Source organism: Vibrio eleionomae (genome assembly GCF_009874545.1).
Classification (GTDB): domain Bacteria; phylum Pseudomonadota; class Gammaproteobacteria; order Enterobacterales; family Vibrionaceae; genus Vibrio; species Vibrio nitrifigilis.
In genome coordinates this window covers 1-25,337 of sequence record NZ_WEKT01000031.1, presented here as the reverse complement: position 1 = coordinate 25,337, position 25,337 = coordinate 1, and the positions used below count along the sequence as shown (strand labels likewise).

The window sequence follows — 25,337 nt, the reverse complement described above, 5'->3', positions numbered from 1 at the left end:
TCGTGCCCCGATATGCTTTGAAATCGAAGTTACTTTTTTGTATTAGGAGTATCTAACTGTGACAGCGTTACTAAAAGCCCGTTTAAATCAGAACCAAAGTGATAATAATGCAAGATGCATTCAAGAAATACAGCATAGAAACTACCGATTACCAAGTCGGTCAAGATAACGTACAAAAGTGGGGATTCGACGTTCATAACGCCGTTTTTGGCATTAGTGCCGGACTCATCATCTTCTTTTTGGTTGCCGTAATAGCAGCCGATCCAGCCACCGCAAAAGACGCACTAACCACAGTTAAAAACAGTATCATCAGTCAATTTGATGGCTTTTTTATGTGGTCAATGAATGCGATCTTAATCTTTTCATTAATTTTAATGGTATCTCCTTGGGGTAAAATCCGCATTGGCGGTATTGATGCCACTCCCGATCATTCGACTATGTCATGGCTCGCGATGCTTTTTTCCGCGGGAATGGGAACCGCCCTATTATTCTGGGGGGTAGCAGAACCAACCGCCTATTTCACCAACTGGTATGGCACTCCGTTAAATGTTGAACCACTCACGCCAGAAGCAAAAACGCTGGCTTTAGGGGCAACAATTTACCATTGGGGTATTCACGGCTGGGCCATGTTCGGTATCGTGGCGCTCTCTTTAGCCTTTTTCCACTATAACAAACGCCTTCCTCTATCAATGCGTTCTGTTTTTTACCCTATTTTTGGTGACCGTGCTTGGGGATGGCTGGGTCACATTGTCGACATCGTGGCGGTCTTAGCGACACTTTTTGGCCTAGCAACATCACTCGGTCTTGGTGCTCAACAGGCATCTAGTGGGATTAACTACGTTTTCGGTTTGCATGGTGGATTAGCACAACAGCTCTTTGTCATCGTTGTTGTTACCCTTATTTCGGTAGGATCCGTGATAAAAGGTATTGATGGTGGCGTTAAAAAGCTTAGCAACTTCAATATGCTCTTCGCATTTGGCCTACTAATCTTTGTTATTGCCGTGAACTTTAGCTCCATTTGGAGTGAACTGAGTGCCACTATGATCGGCTATATCGAAAACATCATTCCACTGAGTAACCCTCACGGGCGTGACGATGAATCATGGATGCACGCTTGGACTGTTTTCTACTGGGCTTGGTGGATATCGTGGTCACCATTCGTGGGAATGTTTATTGCTCGCGTTTCGCGTGGCCGTACTGTTGGTCAATTTATGTGTGCGGTGATTTTCGTACCAACCATTATTACGCTGATTTGGATGGGTATCTTTGGCGGTATCGCCATTGATCAAGTAGCAAATAAAGTAGGCGAACTAGGTGCGCATGGTATTACAGATATCTCTCTTACTCTGTTTTATATGTATGATCAAATGCCGATGGGTAATCTCATCTCTATCATTTCCATCGCATTGATTCTAATATTCTTTATCACTTCATCGGACTCGGGGTCTTTAGTGATTGATAGCATCACAGCAGGTGGTAAAGTCGATGCTCCTGTACCACAACGAATCTTTTGGGCGAGTATTGAGGGCGCGATAGCGGCAGCTATGCTCTGGATTGGTGGCAAAGATGCTTTGCAGGCTTTGCAATCTGGAGTTGTCACCACGGCACTGCCCTTTACTGTTGTGTTACTGCTTATGTGCTTGAGTCTGATTATGGGGCTACGCTCAGAATATTCTGCATACAAAAAATCTAATGTCATTAGTATCATACCCAAATGACCTCAAGATGCAGGCCTCTGAGCGAATACATTTTCGCTGAAACAGCATCTTTACGTTACTAGGGTATACACAACCGGCATCGCTGCCGGTTGTGTAGTAATAAACTACAGTAAAGACTTAGTAAGAAAATGGAGTTGCCCATCGACTGGGTAATTATCCAAAGACATTTGACATTGATAGCCGTGACGTTCGTAAAATGGCCTAGCTTGAAAACTTAAAGTATCAATCATTACCGAATGACAGCCCATTTTTACAGCCTGCTGCTCAATTTCCTTTAGTAACTGACTACCGACTCCCTGACCACGATACATATCATCAACCCAAAGAAAGTTAATTAATAACCAATTACCCCAAACTCTCCCAACAATCCCCCCTTTCTGATGCTGTTGTTCATCACAAAAGCTCACGGTTAATTCCTGATCGCGTACTGCTTGTAAAAATGGCGTATTGTACTTGCGCAGTTCATTACGGATAGAAGCAATATCTTCGTCAGTCGGATCCATATTGAGGGTGTAGGTCATAGCTAGGCCTTATGCTATCTTATTGAATGATGAGTAATAATACCTCAATATCAACCCAAGTCACCTCAAGATGCTGTTTCAGCGAAAATGGATTAATGACGACATCGCTCACTTTATGAATCCATGTTTATGCAATCAACTCAGATCATAACGATCCGCATTCATGACCTTAACCCAAGCTTTAACAAAATCTCGAACAAACTTTTCATGATTATCATCTTGCGCATAGAACTCCGCATACGAGCGCAAAATCGAGTTTGACCCAAAGACTAAATCGACTCGCGTTGCCGTCCATTTCACAGTATCCGATGCTCTTTCCCGAATTTCATAATGGTCATTATTCATCGGTACCCAACGATAATTCATATCAGTTAAGTTAATGAAAAAATCATTGGTTAAAACGCCAATTCGATCGGTAAAGACACCATCTAAACTGTGTCCATAATTGGTCCCAAGAACACGCATTCCTCCTATAAGGACCGTCATTTCTGGCGCGGTCAGCCCCATCAGTTGAGTACGTTCTAACAATAATTCTTCGGCGCTGACTTTATAATCCTCTTTTAGCCAATTACGATAGCCATCATAAAGCGGCTCCAACACTGCAAATGAGTCTATATCGGTCATCGCTTGTTCCGCATCTCCGCGCCCCGGGTTGAACGGCACTTGGATTGTCGCGCCTGCATCCTGAGCTGCTTTTTCAACCGCCGCACAACCTGCCAACACGATTAAATCAGCCATACTGACGGATTTATTACAATGAGACTGAATTTTTTCTAAAACGGTTAACTGCTGAACTAAGCGCTCCGGCTCATTGCCAATCCAATCCTTCTGAGGTGCAAGGCGAATACGTGCACCATTTGCCCCACCACGATAATCTGAACCACGAAAAGTTCGCGCACTATCCCAAGCCAATGAGACCCAATCACCAATTTCTACTGAAGTTGCCAGTATTTGCTGCTTAAGTTCATCGATTTCTTTATCTGTTAAACAATAATCGACACTTGGAATAGGATCTTGCCAAATAAGGTCTTCTTTGGGTACATCTGGTCCGAGATATCGAGCTTTGGGGCCAAGATCTCTATGAGTTAATTTAAACCAAGCACGGGCAAACATCTCAGCAAAGTAGTCAGGATCGTTATAATAGCGCTCAGCAATCTTACGGTATTGAGGGTCGACTTTTAACGCCATATCTGCGTCTGTCATTATAGGATTATGGCGAATAGAAGGATCTTCGACATCAACAGGTTTATCTTCTTCTGCTATATTGACTGGCTCCCACTGCCAAGCACCTGCAGGGCTTTTCGTTGATGCCCACTCATATTTAAACAACAATGAAAAATAGCCATTGTCCCATTGAGTGGGATGTGTGGTCCACGCACCTTCAATACCACTAGTGACAGCATCACGTCCAATGCCACGGGTTTTATGATTAATCCAGCCTAATCCCTGCTCCTCTAAAGCAGCCGCTTCCGGCTCTGGCCCTAAGTTTTCAGCTCGACCATTACCATGGCATTTACCTACAGTATGCCCGCCAGCCGTCAAAGCAACCGTCTCTTCATCGTTCATTGCCATACGGGCGAAGGTTTCACGCATATCTTTGGCTGTCGCTAATGGATCGGGATGACCATCGACGCCTTCAGGGTTGACATAAATAAGCCCCATCATTACCGACGCCAGTGGATTTTCCAACTCTCGCTGGCCCGAATAGCGGCTGTGTGGCTTATCACTGGTCGCTAGCCACTCTTCTTCTGCTCCCCAATAGGTATCCTTTTCTGGATGCCATATATCTTCACGCCCCCCAGCAAAACCGAACGTCTTTAGCCCCATAGACTCATAGGCCATATTACCGGCAAGTATGATGAGGTCGGCCCAAGAGAGGCTGTTGCCGTATTTTTTCTTAATTGGCCATAATAAACGCCGAGCTTTGTCTAAATTCCCGTTATCAGGCCAACTATTCAGAGGGGCGAAACGTTGATTACCCGTACCACCGCCGCCACGACCATCAGCCACACGATATGAGCCAGCAGAATGCCACGCCATACGAATCATTAAACCGCCATAATGCCCCCAATCTGCGGGCCACCATGACTGGCTGTCTGTCATTAATGCTTTTAAGTCCGCTTTAACCGCTTCGAAATTTAAGGATTGAAACGCCTCGGCATAATTAAAGTTTGGATCCATCGGATCGGTTTTTTGGTCGTGCTGGGCAAGAATGTCTAGATTAAGTGATTTGGGCCACCATTTCTGATTATCTTGACCTAAGGACGTATTCGCGCCATGCATAACCGGGCATTTACCTGCTGACTTGTGTTGACTCATATCACCTCCATTGAATCTCTCGCCACGGGAATTAATCATTAACATTGACAGTTACATTTACCAAGCATCGTCCATAATGAGGATAAATTCCTCCTAAAGAGTTAGATTTCACGGTTTCTTAACTTATTATGCGCGTTACTTTCCCCTACAGTGCTTATCCAACCTTGCGACTATTTACTCTTACGCCACTAAATTGACCTAAATCAACCATAACTTCTCATGGACACACAATTCTCTTGCATTCGTTTTATAAGACTTTTAGTCTGAGCGTAATTATTTTTAGACGAGCGGTCTAAATTATTTTACACTGCCTTATACTGGCGTAATTGTGAACAAAATACTTAGGTGATAACTATGTTTAAAGCCCTCTACATCGACAAGGTAGAAGACCAATACCAATGCTCTGTAAAGCAATTAGATGATGCTGCATTTCCTGAAGGTGACGTTATCGTTAATGTGGAATACTCAACATTGAACTACAAAGACGGATTAGCTATCAGTGGTAAATCGCCTGTTGTTAGACGCTTCCCAATGGTTCCTGGTATTGATTTCTCGGGTATCGTTGAACATAGTGACAATCCCAATATTCAGGTTGGGCAACGCGTGTTTGTTAATGGCTGGGGGTTAGGTGAAAAACATTGGGGCGGCTTAACACAAAAGGCAAAAGTCAATGGTGATTGGCTCCTCCCCGTTCCTGATTCACTTAGCACCTATGATGTTATGGCGGTGGGTACCGCAGGATACACTGCCATGTTGTGTGTTCAGGCACTAGAAAAAAATGGTATTACACCACAATCAGGTAAAATCCTTGTCACAGGAGCAAACGGCGGTGTGGGAAGCTTTGCTATCGCATATTTAGCCAAGTTAGGATACACAGTGATCGCGTCGACTGGTCGTCCTGAAGAGGCAGAACGCCTACAAGCACTTGGTGCTTCAGAGATCATTGATCGTAATACATTATCTGAGCCTGGACGCCCACTAGGAAAAGAACTTTGGGCTGCGGCTATTGATTCAGTAGGTAGTCACACTTTAGCAAACGTATGTGCTTCAACCCAATATGGTGGGGTTGTTGCGGCATGTGGTTTAGCGCAAGGTATGGATTTCCCCGCAACTGTGGCTCCATTTATCCTACGCGGTGTCACGTTAGCAGGCGTTGATAGTGTAATGTGCCCCAATGATAAGCGCGTTAAAGCGTGGGAACAAATTGCTAAGCTCGTCGATAAAGAGATGCTAGACACTGCCAGCACGGTGATTGGCTTTGAGCAAGTCATTGATATTGCGCATCAATTACTCGATGGCAAAGTTAAAGGCCGCGTTGTAGTCGATATTAAAGGCTAACCTTCAAACCCATTGTTAATGAGTTCCCTAAGGGCGAGCTTTATTCGCTCCTAGGCTGTGGGGCTGATTTTCAAGAATCACTATTTCTTGAAATCAGCACCTTGCCTAAGAGCGAAACCATTCTCACTGAAACAACACTTTGAGGTTACTTGGGTATATCAGAAAATATTATCTGAAAATAACGCCAATAATCATCTAATGGCTGAGTGGAACGAAACAGTTTCGCCCGCATAACCGCCCCCTCCCAACCAGACCAAAATTGTTCAGCCAACACTTGTTCATCGAATTGATGAGATACCGTGCCATTTTGCTTAGCCAGTAAGATGCAATGGCTTACTCGATGTTGCCAATCTAGTAAAATACGTTGAAGTTCTTGAGATAAAGCCTCTGAAAGCTGAGGGACTTCCTGCATCATATTGCCAACCAAACAACCACGGCGAAAATCGAAACGAACCATTCCGTGTTTAGCATCGTCAATAAAGGCTTCGATGCGATCAAGCGGTTCTAGTGTCTCATTATTAAGATGCTTATCCAGTTTTTTGGCAAAATACTGACCATACGCTTGTAACACGTCTAAACCAAAGGCTTCCTTACTTTTAAAGTAATGATAAAACGAACCTTTTGGCACTTGAACCTGCTTCACGACAGCATCCACACCAGAAGCAGTAAAACCAAATTCTGTGATCATCGCTAAACCACTGCGAATCAACTCCTGCTTTGTATCACTGTATTTTCGCTCAACTTTTGGTGGCCGACCTCGACGTCGCTTTATTGGTTGTTCTTCTGTCACATTGTCGCCTTATATTACTGACTTTATATATAAAAATATCACTTGGCACTTGAGACTTAATGGCCAAATATCATTTTATTCGCAGATTTTAACCATTTTGCGCGTGTCAAACCACTAGCAGTTGGAGGAAATACCTAACAAAATCGGTAGGTTTATCGACAAACCTCACGCCCTTTGAGGCAAAACCATCGTTTTTTGATTTTAAATAATATTTATCAGATAGTTATCGAAAATTAATCCCACTCCTCTGCTATCGATAGGATTACTACTTTTGGCCAATAAAATATTCACTTCCAACAACACTGAACTACACTTAGAGCAAGTTAAAGTCACATTTACTAGATGACTTGAACTCCCCCTGAATTTGAGAGGTAGAGTGATGGCCCTTTACGAAATGCGCAAATTTGTTGCTCCAGAGTTTATTTTTGGTGTTGGTTCTCGACATAAAGTATCTCTTTATGCAAGAAACATGGAGGCTCGACGAGTTTTGATTGTGTCTGATCCCGGAGTAATTCAAGCAGGTTGGGTTCAGCAAGCTATCAATGATCTTAATGAAGTCGGCATTGAATCAGTTGTTTTTGACGGAATTACTCCCAATCCTAAAGATTATGAAGTGATGGCTGGTGCACAATTTTACGCAGAACAGCATTGCGATGTGATTGTTGCGATTGGTGGTGGCAGCGTAATTGATTGTGCGAAAGCCATTGGTATTGTCATTACTAACGGGCGTGATGTGACGGATTTTGAGGGTATCGACCAAGTAGATATTCCTGGACCTCCATTGATCTGTATCCCTACTACTGCAGGGACGTCTGCTGACATTTCTCAGTTTTGTATTATTACTAATTCCGAACTGCGCTATAAAATGGCCATCATCAGCAAAACAGTCGTGCCCGATATTGCTCTGATTGATCCTGAGACCACCACCACCTTAGACACCTATTTAACTGCTTGCACCGGAGTAGATGCGATTACTCACGCGATAGAAGCTTATGTTTCAACAGCAAGCTCTCCAATCGTCGATGTGCATGCTATAAGTGCCATTGAATTGCTATGGCAAAACATTGATCGTGCGGTAAAAGATCCCAGTTATGTCCCCGCTCGTGAAAACATGCTGCTGGGCTCACTCCAAGCGGGATTAGCCTTCTCTAATGCCAGTTTGGGAGCAGTACATGCCATGGCACACTCACTTGGTGGCTACTTAGACGTACCTCATGGTGAGTGTAACGCCTTACTACTCGATCATGTTGTGCGTTTTAATATGCCGAAAAGTGGTGACCGCTACCAAAAAATCGCGCAACTCATGGGCATTGATACACGAGGCATCAGAGAAAAGATTCTTTGTAAGCGTATCACCGAAGAATTTACCCAACTCAGAACACAGTTAGGAATCAGTGAGCGATTATCTAAAATTGGTGTTCACTCATCAGACATCCCTGAACTAGCAAGTCACGCCGTTAATGATGCCTGTATTGTAACTAATCCTCGAATAGCATCTTTAGGCGATATCAAGGCCATTTATAGTGAAGCAATGTGATAAAAAAAATTTAGAAAAACGCAGAGAAAATATTATTGGGTTAGGAGATCGGTCATTTAGAAAAAACTACTATCCCCAACTTAAACGTAATACAGATAGATTAGAGCGCTTTAAAGCACTGCTTGATTACACGCCAGATATGGTCATGTTGATCAGTCTGCCTGATGGTAAGATTTCTGACGTCAACCAAGCGGTGTGTCAGCTTTTTGGTAAATCTACCGACGAACTCGTCGAGCACCCAATACAAGACCTTCCCTGGGGGGACAACAGTGGGCTAATTAACACGTTATTAAGTGTGAGTAAGAGCCCTGATAATAAAAACTCAGGATCTGTTGTCATTGATTATATGAAGAATGACGGCGCTCAGATCTATCTTGAACTCGGTTACCAATTGGCTAAGCTTGACCAAGCCGATTTTTGTGTTGTTATTGGCCGTGACGTCACTGAACTTGTTCAACAAAATGAAAAGCTCAACTCACTGCTTATAGAAAAGAATGCCCTACTTGACAATACGTTAGTTGGTATGGCTTGGGTTGAGGATCGGCATATCATCTCTTGTAATCAACGTTTCGAAGATATGTTGGGTTATGAACCCGGAGCGATTATTGGCGCTTCAACAGAAATCCTTTATGACTCAGCAGAAACATATCGAATGTTTGGCTCAGAAGCTTACCGAGTCATGACTACTGAGGATACTTACACTGGCTCCATCCAACTCAAACGAGCTGACGGAAATACGGTTTGGTGTGAGCTCACAGGCAACGCGATTGATAAACAGCATCCCCACAAAGGAAGCGTTTGGATTTTTAATGATATTAATCACTTGAAGCTTTCAGAAGAAAAAGCCGTGTTTATGTCACAACACGATAATCTAACCGGGCTGCCAAATCATCACCTCCTATCGGACCGGTTTGACCAAGCTAAAGTACGCGCTGATCGCTATCACTACCACATCGCAGTGATGAGTATTGATATCGATAATTTTAAAACAATTAATGACTTAGTAGGATACAGCGGTGCTAATGATGTATTGGTACAAATATCACAACGATTAAATGACTGCTTTGAAGAGCTAGGGACTGTCAGTCGCCAAGGCGGTGATGAATTTATTATCATGATTCCTAATCTACCCAATACTGACAATAGCCTATCTCGTATCAGTGCACTTTTCAGCGCAATCGAAGCCCCGTTATACATACATGACCAAGAAATTGTCTTAACCCATTCCGTCGGGGTTTCATTCTATCCCGATGATGGTACTGACTTCGAAATGCTGTTATCGAAAGCAGATTCAGCGATGTACCAGGCCAAAGAAGATGGACGCAATACCTATCGTTTTTATCGCAAACATATGAATCGCTCAGTGGAAGATGAACTCACCGTTGCATTTGGGTTACGTCGAGCCATAGAAGAAAATCAATTACAACTCTACTATCAACCCAAAATCGAAATCGCTTCCGGGATGCTTATGGGAGCTGAAGCCCTTATCCGCTGGATACATCCAGAAAAAGGCATGATTTCTCCAGGTAAATTTATCCCGATAGCGGAAACGACCGGGCTTATCATCCCCATTAGTGATTGGGTTCTAAAAAATGCCTGTGAAGCGGTCGCTCGCTGGCGAGAAATGGGCATGCCCCAACCATTAGTCGCAGTGAATCTATCAGCGCTACAATTTGCTCGAGGCAACGTTCAAGAAAGTGTGTATCAAGCCATTAAGCACGCGAATATTGAACCAGGCATGTTAGAGCTAGAACTGACTGAGTCCATCATGATTCGCGACCCTAGTCGAGTGTTAGAAGTTGTACAAACACTGAAAGACTTTGGGTGTCGATTCTCGATCGACGATTTTGGAACGGGATATTCTAGCCTGGCCTACTTAAAAAGATTCCCTATTGATATTCTCAAGATCGATCGGGAGTTTATTAAAGATGTTGCCTCTAATAGTGATGATGAAATCATCGTTAAAACCATTATTCAAATGGCGCAAAGCTTTGGAATGACAACCGTTGCTGAAGGTATTGAAGATGCAGAGACTCTGGAATTCTTACGTCATTTGGGCTGTGATCGTTCACAGGGATACTACACAGGCAGACCAATGCCTGAACATGAGTTCATCGAATTTATGCTGAACAACAAGGAAAAAATGATTTCTGCGGGGATTTTATCTGAAAGAAAATAAGATATGGAGGCGCGTCCCGGAGTCGAACCGAGGTCCACGGATTTGCAATCCGCTGCATAGCCACTCTGCCAACGCGCCGTTTCTGAATTATGATGGTGCCCCGGGCCGGACTTGAACCGGCACAGCGCGAACGCCGAGGGATTTTAAATCCCTTGTGTCTACCAATTCCACCACCAGGGCACACTAAAACAGTGCGATGGAGACACCATCTATTGTACTTATTAGCACAGAATTTCATAAATAATGAAATTTGGAGCGACACACGAGGTTCGAACTCGTGACCTCAACCTTGGCAAGGTTGCGCTCTACCAACTGAGCTAGTGTCGCAGTGTCTTCTAAAAGATTTCAAAAGACATAGGTTTCAAAGGCTTGCCCTTGAGAACGAGATGTACTTTACTCGACTGAAAAATTCCGTCAACAAAAATTTATATCTTTTTGATTTGAGTGATTAAAAAGCGATCTAATCCGCATAAGTTATATGCAATGAGTACAAATATCACTCACTTCAACTCCTTTATTAGTTGAGCAACGAGTCGATTTCTACTCCCACTCAGCATGCTAAAGCATACCCTGCTATTCTTTGCTCGGTTCGACCTACACTCGTAAACGAAGTTCTGACTCTTACGTTTCAAGGTCATTTGGGTGTAAGTCAAAATAGGTATAGGATACCTTTTATAGGTTCAAGAGATTTTTAACGGAGTGATAATCGATGACAAACAGTGCAATACTCGGAGGTCAATATTTGCTGGGCGACAAAGTCGTTAATCGTATGGGCTTTGGCGCAATGCAATTATCCGGACCAGGAATTATGGGAAATCCGAAAGATCGCCCACAAGCGATAGCCATTTTGCAGCAAGCAATTCAATCAGGCGTCAATCATATTGATACTTCCGATTTCTATGGGCCTTATATTACAAACCAATTAATCCATGAAGCCCTTGCACCATATACTGAAGACTTGACGATAGTGACAAAAATTGGGGCTCGACGCGATCAAGAAGGCGCTTGGATACCTGCATTTTCTCGCCAAGAACTAATTGATGCGGTACACAGTAATTTAAAGAATTTAGGCTTAGAACAACTGGATGTGGTCAATCTAAGAGCCATGTTTTCAGCTCATGGACCGGCTGAAGGCTCAATCGCCGAACCTTTATCTGTATTAGCAGAATGCCAACAACAAGGGCTAATTCGTCATTTAGGCCTAAGTAATGTGACTAAAACACAAGTAGAAGAAGCCCAAAATATTGCACCAATTGTCTGTGTACAAAATCACTATAACATCGTTGCAAAACAAGACGATGACTTAATCGATTGGTTAGCAAAACAGGATATTGCTTACGTACCGTTCTTTCCTCTTGGTGGCTTTACCCCAATCCAAAATAATATTCTTAACACTTTAGCTCAGGAATTACATGCGTCACCTATGCAAGTCGCGTTAGCTTGGTTACACCAACGCTCACCCAACATTTTATTAATACCAGGGACATCATCACTGCTTCATTTACAAGACAACTTAGATGCAATGAAAGTAAAACTTAGCGCAGAAAATATTGAACAATTAAATGCTTTAGCCACCAATTAACACTTAGCAGGTAACCGACCATTCCTTAACTGCACTGTTGTACGGTTAAGGAATCTCTGTCAATTTTTAGAACTCATTGGGTAATTGGTAAATAGTTTGAATGGTATTTTTAACAGCGTTATTCCATAAATTCAACGCATAAATATAATCGTTAATTTGTCTCAAAATTGATTGATCATCACTATTCAGTTTATTTTTAATATGATAACCATCATTGTGTGCGCTATGCAGTTCCGCCAAATATTTCTTTTGCGTATCACTATTTTTAGCGATTGATGATAAATCAACTAAAACACTTAGTGCATCATTAATAGCATCTAGATTTAACGCGTCTAAGTCAGGTTTTAAAATATCATTATTTAATATTTTTGGTAATAATTTTTTAGCGAATTGAATATTATCAAGATTACGTTGGTGAATCATTTTACGCACCAAGAGTAAATTACACTGTTTCTCATAAACAACCTCTTCAATATCAGAACTAATTACTGATTGATTCACTTGTTTTTTAACCGTGTGACGCACAGTACTCTCGGCAGTTTCTGAAGTTAATTTATCAAGATAAGCTTCTGTATTTTCAATGATACTAGGGAGTTTCTGTAACGCATGATTGTACATGAAAACACTACTAGGAATCTCATTGCTTAGCTCTACTGCTCTATTAATAGCTATTATCAAAACCTTATTAGTTGTGATATTTAGTAAATTATTTAACGAATCTGTTTTATCATTTAAATATTTTATTTCCATATATCAGTACCAATTAAAATATTTTAGTGGAATTTAAATATTTATTGAATTCAAACCACACCAATAACTCACTGTTTAAATCTATCTAAATCTAATTCAAATTATTGTTCAAGCAAATCCATTACCATTCATTCATAAGTCACATTACGTCCCATATTGGAACTTAAAATGTCCTAGAGTGGAACTCAACTAACAACATGCAATAGAATACCAATAGAAAACGACACACCTAAACATATAAATGCATATATCTTGCACTGATTCACTCATTCCTGCACAAACTCACAAAATGTGTTTCAACAATAAGACAAATTTATAAAAATAACATTTTATATTCACCCTATTGGATATTTTTACTACCTATTTGGGACTATTTTTCATCTTTCACCATTGATCTTGCACGAATAATATTGATAATAGCGCGACACATATTAATTCGAACCTTAAAACTATTTAGATCTGATCATTAGCCGTATTTAAAACCGTTAAACAATATGGGTTCCTATCGGCACATAGCGGTATTTATGCAAATACTTTTATAGTATTTGAAAATGACAGAATTAGTCAGTAAGCCATTAATTAATACGTAAAAAATTTACACAAGGTGAGTTAATAACTTTTTAAGTGAACTCAGCTTCAACATTTTGTCGTCTAACTTCTCTTCTTTGGGAGTAAACCATGTTAAATAGTTGGGTCATTAGGGTACTCGCTGCACTTTGTATAAACTTATTGATCATACAAACGTCAGTCGCCCTTACCTTTTCACCGACGATATTAAATGGTACAGAAACGTCATTAGAAAAATTGCCGTTTCAAGTTAAAATTTATACCTATTTCAATAAAGGTGACTACATATACACCTATTTGTGTGGCGGAACAATTATTGATGATGATACAGTACTTACTGCAGCTCATTGCGTTGATAAATCAAGTGACAGTTATGATTTCCAAGGCGTTAAGGTCGTTTACTTGGATTACACCAATTCTGTTCAAAAATCAGTCCTTGTCACCCCTACCTATATCAAAAGCAGTAGTAGTTGGACAGGCTCTCTAACCAACTCTAATGACTACGCTGCAATATATTCTTCAGGTACATTTGCTAATTCTAAAAAAATAAAAATCGCGTCTACCGCCGAAATGACCGCGATGTACAATCAATTTTCTAATAGTTACGTAGCAAACCAAGATAACGAAGGAAATGTTCAGGCAAGTGGATATGGCGAAGACGAAGAGGGTAACTCGGATGACGAACTTAACCGTGTGTTGATGGCAGGTATACCCGCATCTACCTGTTTGGGTATCAAAGTCAGTGGGTCTATTTATAGTGGCAGTTACCCAAGCTCCAATGACTATATCTGTGCAACAACAACCGATGAATCGATAAATTACGGCACATGTAGTGGTGACAGTGGTGGTCCTCTCATATGGAAAGACCCAGATCACAGTTCTGATGCAGACTATGGTGTTCGTTTAGTTGGGATCTCTTCGTATGTTTCAACTGATACTGGCGACAATTGTAATTTTACCGATGACGATGATCACGCAGGTTTTACCAATATCAACTTCTTTAAAGATGATATCAACAGCGATATTGGTGATTTAAAAGGTGATAGCAGTTACGATTTTAGTTCACTTTCTCTCACCTACTCGTTCGATAGCGATCCTATGCTCTCAGCGAACAAATACGATAGTGATGACGAGGATGATAGTAACAGTGGTGGCGGTTCGATGGGTTCTTGGTTACTGATATTGCTGCCGCTTGCATTGCTAAGGCGCCGTCGCATCTAACGACGCTGTAACGTCCGTTTTTAAGCCCACCGATTCAGATTCGGTGGGCTTTTTAGTTTATATAAGATAATCAAAACTTATCGATAAAAAAATCAGCAAGGTTAATATCTAAACAAATGCATAATATTTTTCTAATAAGCCTTTTAATTCAGGATATTAAGAGTATATTAACCATCAACGCGTACATCGTATAATGGTTATTACTTTAGCTTCCCAAGCTAAAAATGCGGGTTCGATTCCCGCTGTACGCTCCAATCTAGGCCATGCGATAAATGGGCCTAATAGCTCTTCTAACCGTTTATGTTTAGAAAAATAATACCCTTGGATAAGCTCAGCAGCTCTAAGACCTCGAGTTGTTTCTCCTCTTCTACCCTTACCATGATTTAGATCTCTAGCTTACGCTAATCTCTCAATTTATATTGCCATAACGGTAGTGATGAACAAGCCAACATTAGCAATAACACCTATAAGGAAAAAGTAGCTTCTCGGGCTAGGATTTTTATCGGTTGATATCACATAGTAGAGAACCATATGAAGAATTCGAGCAACAACGTAGGTCCAAAGCCAAATTGCCACCCAAGTAGGATTAGCTTGTACAAAAAAAGCGAGCACGGCGGTAGGTAAAAAAATGACGGCGTTTTCTTGGGAGTTCATAAAAGTTCGATGGGAACGAAACACAAAAGAATCATGCCCTAAGGTTTCAGATATCTTGCCTGGAATCGCATTAGGTTGACTGGACTTTACCATAGTGGCAATTGCCCATTGCACAAAATACACACCTATTAACGCTATTATTCCCCAGTATGCGTCAATAAATTCCGGATTCGTCATATGCCTCTCCCAAACATTTCATTTACCCTAGATTCATTTAGCATAACATGAAATATACAATTAAGATCTTATTGAACAATATCTTATACCCAAGTGCTCTCAAGATGCTGTTTCAATGAGAATGTATTGATATTAACACCCTCCCATAGATTACTAACATATCAATAACACTAAAATAACCTGCTAATGAATATTCATCCAACTCATCAATCTAGTATGACCATAGTGCTCTCGGGTGAAACAGGATGCTTTCCAGCCCTACCCCGCTTAGCAAGATCCAGAACACATAGCAAAAGATGTACAGTGAAACATAGTACGTAACCTAATGATTCATCGAGGAGTTCCAAAATGAAAACGATCGTACCACTTGTTACTGGCGCACTATTTTTAGCCTCTTTTTCGGTCAGCAGTTTTGCCGCAGGGAATGAGAGTGGCCTTTATGTCGGTGGCAACTTTGGTTATGTCAAAATTGATGGGGAAGATGATTTTGATGACGATAACCAAGTCTACCAAGGACTACTTGGTTATCGAATTAACCCCTATATTGCGGTTGAAGGTGGTTATATTGACTTTGGTAAATACGGTAACCACTTAGCTAATGCGAAAACGGATGGTTATACTGGTGCACTAAAACTGATTGCTCCAATTGGTGACCGAGTCGATGTATATGCGAAAGGTGGTCAACTTTGGTACGACACCGATTACAGCATTGCTGGATACAACGGTACCGATAGCGACAAAGCCGTATTCGCAGGTGCAGGCGTAGGATTTAAAGTGACTGATAACTTAGTGCTAAACGCAGAATATACTTGGTATGACGTCGATTTAGACGCGAGCGATGTTCGAGATGGAGAAGAAACCAATACTGATTTCAACCAAGTCACTGCTGGTGTTGAATATCGATTTTAGCAATTCAAATAAAAAGGATGAGCACCTGTGCTCATCCTTTTTATTAAAACGATTTAATCGTAGATATTAGTGGTTTGCAGTACCTAGTTCTGGATTCCAGAATGCGGCATTAATTTTAGCAATCAATTCATCTCGCGATAAATCAGCACCCACTTCAGCCACGCCTTCACTAATAGCTTGTAACGCAACCGCAACTGCAATTTCTTTTGATACTTCTAAAGTAGACTCAATCGCTGGTAATACTTCGTAATGAGAAGCAAGGTTACATTCATAGTTACCTAGAGCATTAACCGCTGCAGTTAGCATACCTTCAGAAATGGTTGTTGCACTAACAACTTGTGCACCCAAGCCAATACCAGGGAATACATACACGTTATTACATTGAGAAATAACGTGAGACTTGCCGTTAAAATCAATCGGCGCAAATGGGCTACCCGTCGCCACAATCGCTTTGTCCCCTACCCAATCAAAGATTTGACTCGGTGTTACTTCACAAGAACTAACAGGATTAGACAATGGCATAATCACTGGCATATCTGCATGTTCGACCAAAGCATTGATAACTTGTTCACTGAACAGACCGGTTACGCCCGTTACACCAACAATTACGTCTGGTTTGTAGTAATTAATCGCGTCTAATAGCTCTAGCTTATCTTTGCCTGCAGGGCGTTCCTCGCTTGGACGTGCGAGCTCTGCTTGCATTTCGTTAAGGTTGGCAAAGTCGTTATACACCACACCATCACGGTCTAGCACATAAACGCCATTTTCACCTTCAAAGCCAAATGTACGACGAATCAGATCAGCGATACCACACCCTGCTGAACCACCGCCAACAATAAACACATTGGATTGACTTGCTTGCTTGTTCGCTTTTTTCAATGCGCGTTTGATAGTCGCGACTGCTACAGTTGCAGTACCTTGAATATCATCGTTAAAGCAACGGTGTGTATGGCGGTATTTTTTCAACAACGGATAAGCGTGATTGTTACTAAAATCTTCAAATTGGATGATCGCTTTCGGCCAACGAGCTTCCAACGCAGTCATCACTTCTTCTAGATAAGAGTAGAAAGTTTCGTCATCAACGCGATCTTCTTTATTACCTAGATATTGAGGATCGGCTTTAAGTTCAGCGTTATTAGTGCCTACATCGATACAAACAGGAAGTGTACGCTCAGGAGCGATACCGCCCACTGCAGTGTAAAGAGAAAGTTTACCGATAGAGATACCCATGCCACCAATACCAAGGTCGCCTAAACCAAGTACGCGAGAGCCATCTGTGATAACGATGATATCCACGTCCTGATTAATACTTTCAATTTGCTCTTTCACAGATTGTGAATTATGAGCTGAAAGGTACAAACCACGAGGTGCAAAGTTGAGATAGCTGTACTGCTGACATGCATCACCAACGGATGGTGTGTAGATGTAAGGCAGGCTATCGCGAATATTATCACGAATGTAGTGGAAAAATAGGCCTTCGTTTTGGTCTTGTACATGACGTAATGTCAGGTATTTAGACAAATTGCTTTGGGCTAAATTTAGCGAAAAACGAACCTGTGTTGTTTGGTGTTTAATACTGTTAAGTGACTGTTCCACTTTAGAAAGCGGGCTAATGCCCGCTTCTGTTGTGGTCGCAATTTCAGCTGTCTGTGACATGAAAGGACCTAATTAAAGAAATAGTTGTAAGATGAAAGTAGCTAGAATAAGCATTAGCGCACCGCCTAAGCGAGATGAGATCTGTGCAAATGGCATAAGATCCATACGCTTACATGATGCTAGAACCGCAACGTCACCAGTACCACCCATGTTGGCCATACATAGACCACCAGTGATAGCTGCTTCAATTGGGTAGAAGCCCATTAGACGACCAATCACTGCACTACCAAAAACTGCACCCAGAACAGTAGAGAACACCATTAGGATGTTTGAAACAGTTAGTGCCGCAACGATTTGATCGAGATTGGTGTAAACCACACCGATACCAACAAGAAGGGCTGGAGTTAAGTTGTCGAGAACAAACTTAGACCAAACGTGCGCAGCACGTTCTAGTTGGCGAGGAACAAAACCCGTCACTTTGATCACTGCAACAGAGATGATCATTAGCGCGTATGGGTGCATATCGATAAACATATGAAGTAGTGTACCGATTAAGAACATAACGATAGCAAGAAGAGCACCAACACCAAGTGTGTTTACGGTTAGTGGCATTTCTTCTTCTAGATCTTCTTCTTCTTTGTTCTCTTCACCGCGAATCAATTGACCATTACCTGTTAGGCTTGGGTACGCATTGCCAAGTTTATTAAGCAAACCTGCAGTGACAATCGCAATAGCATTACCAATTGCTAACGCTGGCACCATGATTGACATTAATTCATCTGAAGACATGCTAGTACGGCCAGACATAATTTCAACAAGAGGTACTGCACCAGCCCCCATGCCGCCGCCCATGATAGGTAGTGCAATCAGCATCACTGAGTCAAAGAAACCACGGCCAAGCATCGCACCAACGATACCTGCAAACAAGAACGCACAGGCAACACCGCCAAGAATAACAGGAATGTATTTAAGTGCTGCTTTTTTCAAAACATTGCTGTCCATACCTAGAACAGAACCCGTTACTAAGCTAGCAATGAAAAATGATAGGAAACCACCGCTCTTCATAAAAGTTGTTACGTTAGCCACTGTATCCTGAGGAACAAGGCCACTATGGAAAAGGTAAGAAGAACCGAAGATAACGACGATAGCACCGCCACCAAAATACTGGTTAACAATTGGAGTTTTATTACCGACTAGGTTAAGGATATAACCCACTACGGCCATCACACCAACGGCACCAATCATGCCACTAGGAAGTTTATTCGCGATTGTTGCAAACAAAATGATAATAGCTGACAAAGCAAACACGATATTAACCGAACGTTTGTCTTTGGCAGAGAGGACAGAATTGTTAAACATTTTTTGCTCTCTTGTAGGGTTGTTTTAAATTTTGGGCGGAGTTTAACAACTTCGAGGGATGTGGATACTGAGCAAAGCACTAATGTAACTAACGGATCCTTTTGTAACTTTTGTTCATGGATTTTCGCTGCTTTTTTATTCATAATGGGCACCTTTTTCTTAATCACACATGAAAATGCTGAACAAAATCCTTTTTAAAGGGCAATAACATCGTTTTATACGAACAAATACTTCGGAAATACTGATATATGAAACTTAAAAGTCATCTCGCGTTATCGACAGTGGCTACCTCTTCCGCGATCGTTATTGTCGTCACTACTGTCATTTTCTTTTTGTTGCAGAATATTTATCAAAAAGGCTTAGAGGAACGAGGAATCGAACTTGGCCGAGTTCTTTCTCAGGATCATGAAATTATTAATGCGGTTGAACAAAGTAACCGCAACATCACACCAGATCTTGAGCAGTATATTGAGCATTTAAGAGCCAAAACAGCTGCATCTTATATAGTGGTTGTCAATAAACACGCGATTCGCTTATCTCATCCAAATCATGAAAGATTAGGAAAAACCTTTATTGGCGATGATATTTACCGCGCGTTGAACACTGGTGAATACTACAGTACCGTTGCTCGAGGTTCGCTTGGCAATGCCATTCGAAACTTTGTTCCACTAAAAAACAACGGCGAAGTGATTGGCGCTATTTGTATTGGCTATTTATCAGAAAAAGCCTTCGCGATATTGCTTGAGCAATACGGTCACATAGGCCTTATGATAGCGATTGTTTATATCATAGCCATCGCCATGATGACGTTGCTTGTGTTTAAGATGAAACGAACCTTTCTCAATTACGAACCAGAACTTATCGTCCATAAGTTTAGTGAGAATGAACTTATTTTAAATAGTATTCGGGATGCAATCATCGCCGTAGATAATGAACAGCGGATCAGCACCATCAATGATTCAGCTCTTCAGCAACTCTCACTAGACAACACGAGTCGCCAAGAATTCTTGTCTCAAACACTCGCACGCTTTTCCCCTACTCTCAGTCATTTAGTACTTGAAGCCAAGCAGCGCTTTTATCAAGGTGATTTTACCATTGGTAAATTGACCTATCGCGCGAATATTTATCCGTTACAAAATGCCAAAGGGGCACTCGGCCATGTTGTGGTCTTTTTTGCCAACCTTAATCAGTCAGAACTCGAACGCGAATTAGTGTATTTAAAAAACTATTCAGAGCTGCTCAGGAGTAAAACCCACGAGCACGCGAACAAATTGAATACCCTGTCGGGTATGTTGCAACTTGGGAAAAATACCGACGCCATTCGTTTTATCCAACAAGAAAGCGATCATTATCAGGCCGTCATACAAACCATCGTGCGCTCAGTTCATAACAGTTTTGTTGCTGGCTTACTGTTGGCGAAATTCAATAAAGCAACGGACATGGGCATAAAATTTTCTATCGATCAAGACACATTTCTTTGCAATTACGCAAAAACAGTTTCTGATAAATTGGTTACCATTATTGGCAATTTAGTAGATAATGCCCTGCTGGCCGCATGGAAAAACCGTTCTCAACGTCCAGCTGAAATTCAAATTTATCTCAGTGACCGTAATCAACACGTCATCATCGAAGTTCAAGACTCCGGTATCGGTATTAATGAAGCGATTGCCGATCGCATTCTCGAATTTGGAGTCAGCTCAAAACAAGGTGATGAGCAGCATGGTGTGGGACTTTACTTAGTCGGTCAACTTATTGAGTCATTGGAAGGCACTATCGATTGGGAGCGAACTGAACAACACACTACGTTATTCAGTGTTTATTTAAATAAAAATAATTTAGAGCAGTATGACTAACATTAGCGTAATGATCCTCGAAGACGACGTACGAGCCAGCTACATGCTAGAGTCCACCATCCAACAAGATGGTGATTTTTCAGTGGTCGCCGTCAGCGAAAGTGTTGCTGATGCTTTACATCAATATTCTATTTACCAACCCATGCTCATTTTCGTAGACATCACACTACCCGATGGTCACGGTATTGATTTTATTCACCGTATGCGTAAGCAAGGGGCGAAGTGCGATTTCATCGTCACAACCGCAGAGCGAGAAACCACCACTATTGCTCGAGCAGTCCAGCTTGGGGTCAGTGATTATTTGGTCAAACCTATTCGTATCTCACGCATCCATCAATCACTGAGTGATTATAAAATTTATCGCAAGCAGCTCTCTAACGACACATTAGATCAGATAAAGATAGACACTTTACTGCGTAAAACACCACCCAAAGAGGTGCGTCGCACTCCGAAAGGGATTGATGCAACGACACTATCTAATCTTAAGCAGTTACTATCAGATGAAGACCTTCAAGAATTTTCAGCAGAAGACATTGGCGAGCGAATGAATGTTAGTCGTATCACTGCTCGCCGCTATCTTGAATTTCTCGAGTCCGAAGGCGTAGTGAATCTCGTTTTGAATTACAACACCGGTGGCCGTCCTCGGCGCCTTTACCGCCGGGTCTCCTAACGTACAATACGCGCGGTCACCTCAGCCGAGGTCAGTCTATCTAACATGGCTTTAATGGCGGCCATCTGTGGAGCACGTTTTGTGTAATATTGATAGGGCGGCATATTGTTTGAGGTATATCCCCAAAAATCCCAACACCCATGTGGATTCATCACACCTTTCTTCACTTGTGGAAACAGCACAATTAAATCATTTGTTTCAGCCATTTCCATGTATCCCGTTTCGGAAATATAGTAAGTACCGACTGTTCCTGCATTTTGTTCACAACCATGGAATGCAATATGAACTCGACAATCATCGGTATCACAACTGGTTGGTATATAAACATATCCTTTATCAGCTAAATAACTTTGCTGCCGCTGTTTGTCTGAGACTCCCGGAACAAAAGGCTGTTGATCAAACATCACTAAATGTCCACTTATCGAGTTTGCTGGAGGATTCAAGGGGCCATAAATGGTTTCCAAAATCTGCTGTGCTAGATCGAGGTGGCAATTATTGATGTAAGGCGCCGCCGTCTTGCCACATTGATTGTCTGTTTTTTTATCCGTAATAAAACCATGGCCTGCCGCAATAGTGTGATTAAAAATGATGGATTGTGCGGGTATGCCAACGGCTTCATAAAATTGTTCTGTTGCGTGAACAACGGCAGGGACGACTATGTTGTCTTTCGAACCACTAAATAGATAGACATGATCAGAACGTAAATCAGCTAAAGAATCGATATCACCTCTCTGAGCCGCTCGTTGCGCCAGAGCAGCTAAATGTTCAATATTAGGTAACCGCGTTTGATAATAATCCGGATTCATGCATTGGCTAATTGCATTAAATGCCGGAGCAGCAAGTGAATTTGCACCTGCACAATCCCAAGGACCACCAGCAACAACGCCAGCCCCGATCAAACTGTGTGAATAGGCCACATGAAATTGCGCCGCCATAAACCCGCCGGAAGATAAACCTGAAACAGAACTCTCTCCTGATAACGCATGGTAAGCGGGCAAAGCATGCGTTTCCGTCAGCGTCGGCAGTGCATTTGCCAGCGAGCACACTAAACTCGCCCCACCGACAAACGCCGAAATAACCCAACGATTCATAATTCTTCTCCACATTGGTAAACATTTATACTCAACTCATTGAGACATACCAATAGGAGAAAAAAAGTGATGGTTCTTACGCTTTAAATGCTCCATAAACCAAGGTTTGTATTCTTAATCTCTTTCGTGACAAAGCTCTGTATTTAGCTGTCTTTCATCAATAAAATCAATAATTAATACAAACCATCACATGCCCAAGTATAAGGTTACTGTCTAAACCTGCGTTTGCGATTTAGACAGCTCATAAAGCAAGGTTGCTGCTTGCTTAAAGCTTAGCGCCTGTGGCTGAAATTGGTCACACCCAACTTCTTGCATGAGTTTTAATAAGGTATCACTACTACCTGCATACCCCATATCCCATTGTGGAAACACACGATTTTCAATTTCTTGAACTCCAACAATAACCACTGAGTGGTGACGCTCATCGTTGGAAATGGTTAGAAAAAGTTCGGTCACTTCGGCCGCCTCTCCTTCCAATATTTGCAAAAAGTAATTGTTGTCGTAACAGAGCATGCCACAGATATCCAGATCATGATTATTGGTGCGGGCCTTCTCTAAAATCGCTTTCATGTCCGCTAACGACATATCTCTAGTTGCTTCACTAAAATAAAGCAGACGAATCAATTTCATTACTCCACCTTTTGACCTGTTTGCACTATTTTTAAAAATAGTCGAGGAAGCTAAAAAGGGTAAAGCCGGTGATTAACTTTCTACTAATTAGTAATCAAAACGATCTTAGCGCTTTAAACAAATTCTCTCCCACAGTGGAAGTTAGAACACAAAAAATTAAGAAATGGATTCGTGATAATGCTCATGGCCTCATCATGATCGATTTTGCCACTTGTGGCTTTACCTTAGCATCTGATTTGATTCGTTATACTCGGATGACACTGAGAAATCCTCGTCTCAGTTTATGGTTGATCTGTGATGAATGTGATAACTATCATGTCGACGATGACTTACTTTGGCCAGACCGTATTGTACGTGTCAGCGAACTCGAACATCCGGCTTTATTAGCGGCAATCACCAATGAATTAAACAAACAATTTGCCAGCCAGCAGATGTTACAAGAGCAGCAGCTCAATGTTGAATTAATATCCAAAGTTAACCAATTCAACCGGCGTGATTTAGTGGTGCAGGCCTCATTAACTGAGTTTGTATCGGCACTAGATGTATTTTGCCAATCCACACAAACTATCATTGTCAAACCATCCAAGAGTCAGTTAACACCCAAACTTTTTCAACTAGACGCGAGTCGGAAACTCATATCTTTACCTACGATTCCCAAAAATCTGACTTCGCTGATGGACAAAATTGCCCATAATGATTTACCCAATATCCTGTTTCCTGAACAAACTCGAACTCAGACAACCTTAGTCTTCCCTATCATGATCTTCGGTGAACGTTTTTGTACCGTGCTCTGTTGTGTTGAAAGCGACAAAGCTGATCACCTCTCAGTTTCTAAAGTAAAAATCATCGAAGAGGCCGCCGTTCAATTACGCATAAGCTTAGAAAGTCTCGAAGCCCAAAGACGGATGAAGTTTCACTATTCACGTCTCAAAAAAACGTTGACTGAATTACACCAAACCAAGTCACATTTAGTCCATTCTGAAAAAATGGCAACGGTAGGAAGACTAGCAGCAGGTATTGCTCATGAAATCAATAACCCATTAAGTATAGCTTTAGGTAACTTTACACCTCTTAATCACTATGTTGATTCGATGATGACCCTTATCAACATGCACGATGAACTAATAGAAAATATACATCTACAAGATAATCAGTCAGCTTCAGAACAACTTTCAAAATATAAAACAGATACAAATTTTGACTTTATTCGCGATGATTTGTCAGCGGTGATCGAAGATTCCAAGGAAAGTTTGGTACGAGTTCGCAACATTGTTGCTGACCTAAGGTCTTTTACCAACCAGAATCCTACTGAAATTGAGCAATTCTCGCTGTTTAATGCTTGCCAAGATGTTCTAAAACTCCACTCCTATTCAGATCATAAACAGATTTCGTTTCACAACCATATTCCCAATGAGTTACAAATATCGACCAATCGTAACCAACTTTTACAGGCCATTAATCATGTGCTTGAAAATGCCATTGAAGCTTTGGAGAAAACAGAGAACCCTAGTATCAAGCTCTCTGCAAACTCTGACCGCGAAAAGATAGTTCTAACCATCAGTGATAACGGTATCGGTATGTCAGAGGAGGTTGTTAGTCATATATTTGACCCATTCTATTCAACCAAAAGCCTAACAGAAGGCCGGGGAATGGGACTGTCAATTACCTACCATTTACTCACTCAGCTTAAAGCAGACATTAAAGTAGTAAGTCAACCGAATGAAGGTACGAATGTAGTCATTACTTTCAATGTTAATTCAATGTAAATACCGACTAATTATTGAACATATTCAACAAACTACAATAGGCAACCAAATACATATATAGATTATTTTTGATAAAGAACCAAATTATAAGCTATTGATATCTAATATAT

Annotated in this window: 19 protein-coding genes and 4 tRNA genes; 11 read left to right on the top strand and 12 right to left on the bottom strand. The window is 41.5% G+C overall.

All coding sequences use genetic code 11. The annotated features are described in order from the left end of the window. The first annotated feature begins 107 nt into the window (after nt 1-107). A complete protein-coding gene (locus tag F9817_RS15215; protein WP_161157019.1) occupies nt 108-1,718 on the top strand; it encodes a BCCT family transporter in 1,611 nt (536 codons plus the stop codon). Between the two features lie 104 nt (nt 1,719-1,822). Here the strand turns inward: F9817_RS15215 and F9817_RS15210 are convergent, their stop codons facing one another. Both F9817_RS15210 and katG read right to left on the bottom strand, forming a co-directional pair. After that, a complete protein-coding gene (locus F9817_RS15210; protein ID WP_161157018.1) occupies nt 1,823-2,239 on the bottom strand; it encodes a GNAT family N-acetyltransferase in 417 nt (138 codons plus the stop codon). A 135-nt stretch (nt 2,240-2,374) separates the two neighbouring features. Beyond that, a complete protein-coding gene (gene katG / locus F9817_RS15205; protein WP_427916712.1) occupies nt 2,375-4,522 on the bottom strand; it encodes a catalase/peroxidase HPI in 2,148 nt (715 codons plus the stop codon). A gap of 390 nt (nt 4,523-4,912) precedes the next feature. Between katG and acuI the strand changes: the two genes are divergently transcribed. Next, on the top strand, nt 4,913-5,896 hold the full coding sequence (gene acuI, locus F9817_RS15200) for an acrylyl-CoA reductase (NADPH) (RefSeq protein WP_161157016.1): 984 nt from the start codon (nt 4,913-4,915) through the stop codon (nt 5,894-5,896). 145 nt (nt 5,897-6,041) lie between these two features. Here acuI and acuR read toward each other — a convergent pair whose 3' ends face one another. Continuing rightward, nucleotides 6,042-6,686 (bottom strand): acrylate utilization transcriptional regulator AcuR, encoded by a 645-nt coding sequence (gene acuR / locus F9817_RS15195; RefSeq protein ID WP_161157015.1) that lies wholly within the window; start codon nt 6,684-6,686, stop codon nt 6,042-6,044. Nucleotides 6,687-7,065: 379 nt separating this feature from the next. Here acuR and ercA point away from each other — a divergent pair, with 379 nt between their 5' ends. Together ercA and F9817_RS24425 are read left to right on the top strand one after the other, a co-directional pair. Then, on the top strand, nt 7,066-8,223 hold the full coding sequence (gene ercA / locus F9817_RS15190; RefSeq protein ID WP_161157014.1) for an alcohol dehydrogenase-like regulatory protein ErcA: 1,158 nt from the start codon (nt 7,066-7,068) through the stop codon (nt 8,221-8,223). Further along, a complete protein-coding gene (locus F9817_RS24425) occupies nt 8,210-10,402 on the top strand; it encodes an EAL domain-containing protein (protein ID WP_161157013.1) in 2,193 nt (730 codons plus the stop codon). Before ercA ends, F9817_RS24425 begins: the two co-directional genes overlap by 14 nt. 4 nt (nt 10,403-10,406) lie before the next feature. Here F9817_RS24425 and F9817_RS15180 read toward each other — a convergent pair. From F9817_RS15180 to F9817_RS15170, 3 genes are all read right to left on the bottom strand, one after another. Next, a tRNA-Cys gene (locus tag F9817_RS15180) sits at nt 10,407-10,480 on the bottom strand. A 15-nt stretch (nt 10,481-10,495) separates the two neighbouring features. Beyond that, a tRNA-Leu gene (locus tag F9817_RS15175) sits at nt 10,496-10,582 on the bottom strand. Between the two features lie 71 nt (nt 10,583-10,653). Further along, nucleotides 10,654-10,729 (bottom strand) — tRNA-Gly (locus F9817_RS15170). Nucleotides 10,730-11,111: 382 nt separating this feature from the next. On the opposite strand from F9817_RS15170, the gene F9817_RS15165 reads away from it, so the two are divergent. Next, nucleotides 11,112-11,984: an oxidoreductase gene (locus tag F9817_RS15165; protein WP_161157012.1), complete on the top strand. Its 873-nt coding sequence runs from the start codon at nt 11,112-11,114 to the stop codon at nt 11,982-11,984. Between the two features lie 66 nt (nt 11,985-12,050). Here F9817_RS15165 and F9817_RS15160 read toward each other — a convergent pair whose 3' ends face one another. After that, nucleotides 12,051-12,734 (bottom strand): hypothetical protein, encoded by a 684-nt coding sequence (locus F9817_RS15160; RefSeq protein WP_161157011.1) that lies wholly within the window; start codon nt 12,732-12,734, stop codon nt 12,051-12,053. Nucleotides 12,735-13,412: 678 nt separating this feature from the next. Between F9817_RS15160 and F9817_RS15155 the strand changes: the two genes are divergently transcribed. Both F9817_RS15155 and F9817_RS15150 read left to right on the top strand, forming a co-directional pair. Further along, the gene (locus tag F9817_RS15155; protein WP_161157042.1) at nt 13,413-14,522 is read left to right on the top strand and encodes a S1 family peptidase; all 1,110 of its coding nucleotides are present in this window, start codon (nt 13,413-13,415) and stop codon (nt 14,520-14,522) included. 179 nt (nt 14,523-14,701) lie between these two features. After that, nucleotides 14,702-14,776: transfer RNA gene (locus F9817_RS15150), tRNA-Gly, on the top strand. A 160-nt stretch (nt 14,777-14,936) separates the two neighbouring features. Here F9817_RS15150 and F9817_RS15145 read toward each other — a convergent pair. Next, nucleotides 14,937-15,353, bottom strand: a complete 417-nt coding sequence (locus tag F9817_RS15145) for an MAPEG family protein (protein WP_161157010.1) — start codon at nt 15,351-15,353, stop codon at nt 14,937-14,939. Nucleotides 15,354-15,701: 348 nt separating this feature from the next. Between F9817_RS15145 and F9817_RS15140 the strand changes: the two genes are divergently transcribed. Beyond that, on the top strand, nt 15,702-16,262 hold the full coding sequence (locus tag F9817_RS15140; RefSeq protein ID WP_161157009.1) for a porin family protein: 561 nt from the start codon (nt 15,702-15,704) through the stop codon (nt 16,260-16,262). Nucleotides 16,263-16,328: 66 nt separating this feature from the next. Here the strand turns inward: F9817_RS15140 and maeA are convergent, their stop codons facing one another. Both maeA and F9817_RS15130 read right to left on the bottom strand, forming a co-directional pair. Further along, nucleotides 16,329-17,918 carry an oxaloacetate-decarboxylating malate dehydrogenase gene (gene maeA / locus F9817_RS15135; RefSeq protein WP_161157008.1) on the bottom strand — a complete coding sequence of 530 codons (1,590 nt, stop codon included), beginning with the start codon at nt 17,916-17,918 and terminating at the stop codon, nt 16,329-16,331. A gap of 12 nt (nt 17,919-17,930) precedes the next feature. Continuing rightward, entirely contained in the window at nt 17,931-19,217 is a 1,287-nt protein-coding gene (locus F9817_RS15130; RefSeq protein WP_161157007.1) for a 2-hydroxycarboxylate transporter family protein, read from the bottom strand. Nucleotides 19,218-19,465: 248 nt separating this feature from the next. Between F9817_RS15130 and F9817_RS15125 the strand changes: the two genes are divergently transcribed. Both F9817_RS15125 and F9817_RS15120 read left to right on the top strand, forming a co-directional pair. Then, nucleotides 19,466-21,070 (top strand): ATP-binding protein, encoded by a 1,605-nt coding sequence (locus F9817_RS15125; RefSeq protein ID WP_161157006.1) that lies wholly within the window; start codon nt 19,466-19,468, stop codon nt 21,068-21,070. Beyond that, nucleotides 21,063-21,740, top strand: a complete 678-nt coding sequence (locus F9817_RS15120; protein WP_196124900.1) for a response regulator — start codon at nt 21,063-21,065, stop codon at nt 21,738-21,740. Before F9817_RS15125 ends, F9817_RS15120 begins: the two co-directional genes overlap by 8 nt. Here the strand turns inward: F9817_RS15120 and F9817_RS15115 are convergent. Beyond that, nucleotides 21,737-22,831: an extracellular catalytic domain type 2 short-chain-length polyhydroxyalkanoate depolymerase gene (locus tag F9817_RS15115; RefSeq protein WP_161157005.1), complete on the bottom strand. Its 1,095-nt coding sequence runs from the start codon at nt 22,829-22,831 to the stop codon at nt 21,737-21,739. The two genes, F9817_RS15120 and F9817_RS15115, sit on opposite strands and share 4 nt — an antisense overlap. Nucleotides 22,832-23,044: 213 nt before the next feature. Beyond that, nucleotides 23,045-23,461 carry a BLUF domain-containing protein gene (locus tag F9817_RS15110; RefSeq protein WP_161157004.1) on the bottom strand — a complete coding sequence of 139 codons (417 nt, stop codon included), beginning with the start codon at nt 23,459-23,461 and terminating at the stop codon, nt 23,045-23,047. Between the two features lie 68 nt (nt 23,462-23,529). Between F9817_RS15110 and F9817_RS24420 the strand changes: the two genes are divergently transcribed. Then, a complete protein-coding gene (locus F9817_RS24420; RefSeq protein WP_161157003.1) occupies nt 23,530-25,227 on the top strand; it encodes a sensor histidine kinase in 1,698 nt (565 codons plus the stop codon). The last annotated feature ends 110 nt before the right edge of the window (nt 25,228-25,337 follow it).

What these genes read in the sequence shown, in the direction of transcription:
- ercA (WP_161157014.1), top strand. Translation starts at nt 7,066, where the DNA reads ATGGCCCTTTACGAAATGCGCAAATTTGTTGCTCCAGAGTTTATTTTT.
- F9817_RS15110 (WP_161157004.1), bottom strand. Translation starts at nt 23,461, where the DNA reads ATGAAATTGATTCGTCTGCTTTATTTTAGTGAAGCAACTAGAGATATG.
- F9817_RS15140 (WP_161157009.1), top strand. Translation starts at nt 15,702, where the DNA reads ATGAAAACGATCGTACCACTTGTTACTGGCGCACTATTTTTAGCCTCT.
- F9817_RS15120 (WP_196124900.1), top strand. Translation starts at nt 21,063, where the DNA reads ATGACTAACATTAGCGTAATGATCCTCGAAGACGACGTACGAGCCAGC.
- F9817_RS15165 (WP_161157012.1), top strand. Translation starts at nt 11,112, where the DNA reads ATGACAAACAGTGCAATACTCGGAGGTCAATATTTGCTGGGCGACAAA.
- F9817_RS15155 (WP_161157042.1), top strand. Translation starts at nt 13,413, where the DNA reads ATGTTAAATAGTTGGGTCATTAGGGTACTCGCTGCACTTTGTATAAAC.
- F9817_RS15130 (WP_161157007.1), bottom strand. Translation starts at nt 19,217, where the DNA reads ATGTTTAACAATTCTGTCCTCTCTGCCAAAGACAAACGTTCGGTTAAT.
- F9817_RS15145 (WP_161157010.1), bottom strand. Translation starts at nt 15,353, where the DNA reads ATGACGAATCCGGAATTTATTGACGCATACTGGGGAATAATAGCGTTA.
- acuI (WP_161157016.1), top strand. Translation starts at nt 4,913, where the DNA reads ATGTTTAAAGCCCTCTACATCGACAAGGTAGAAGACCAATACCAATGC.
- F9817_RS15160 (WP_161157011.1), bottom strand. Translation starts at nt 12,734, where the DNA reads ATGGAAATAAAATATTTAAATGATAAAACAGATTCGTTAAATAATTTA.
- maeA (WP_161157008.1), bottom strand. Translation starts at nt 17,918, where the DNA reads ATGTCACAGACAGCTGAAATTGCGACCACAACAGAAGCGGGCATTAGC.
- katG (WP_427916712.1), bottom strand. Translation starts at nt 4,522, where the DNA reads ATGCATGGCGCGAATACGTCCTTAGGTCAAGATAATCAGAAATGGTGG.
- F9817_RS15210 (WP_161157018.1), bottom strand. Translation starts at nt 2,239, where the DNA reads ATGACCTACACCCTCAATATGGATCCGACTGACGAAGATATTGCTTCT.
- F9817_RS15215 (WP_161157019.1), top strand. Translation starts at nt 108, where the DNA reads ATGCAAGATGCATTCAAGAAATACAGCATAGAAACTACCGATTACCAA.
- F9817_RS15115 (WP_161157005.1), bottom strand. Translation starts at nt 22,831, where the DNA reads ATGAATCGTTGGGTTATTTCGGCGTTTGTCGGTGGGGCGAGTTTAGTG.
- F9817_RS15125 (WP_161157006.1), top strand. Translation starts at nt 19,466, where the DNA reads ATGAAACTTAAAAGTCATCTCGCGTTATCGACAGTGGCTACCTCTTCC.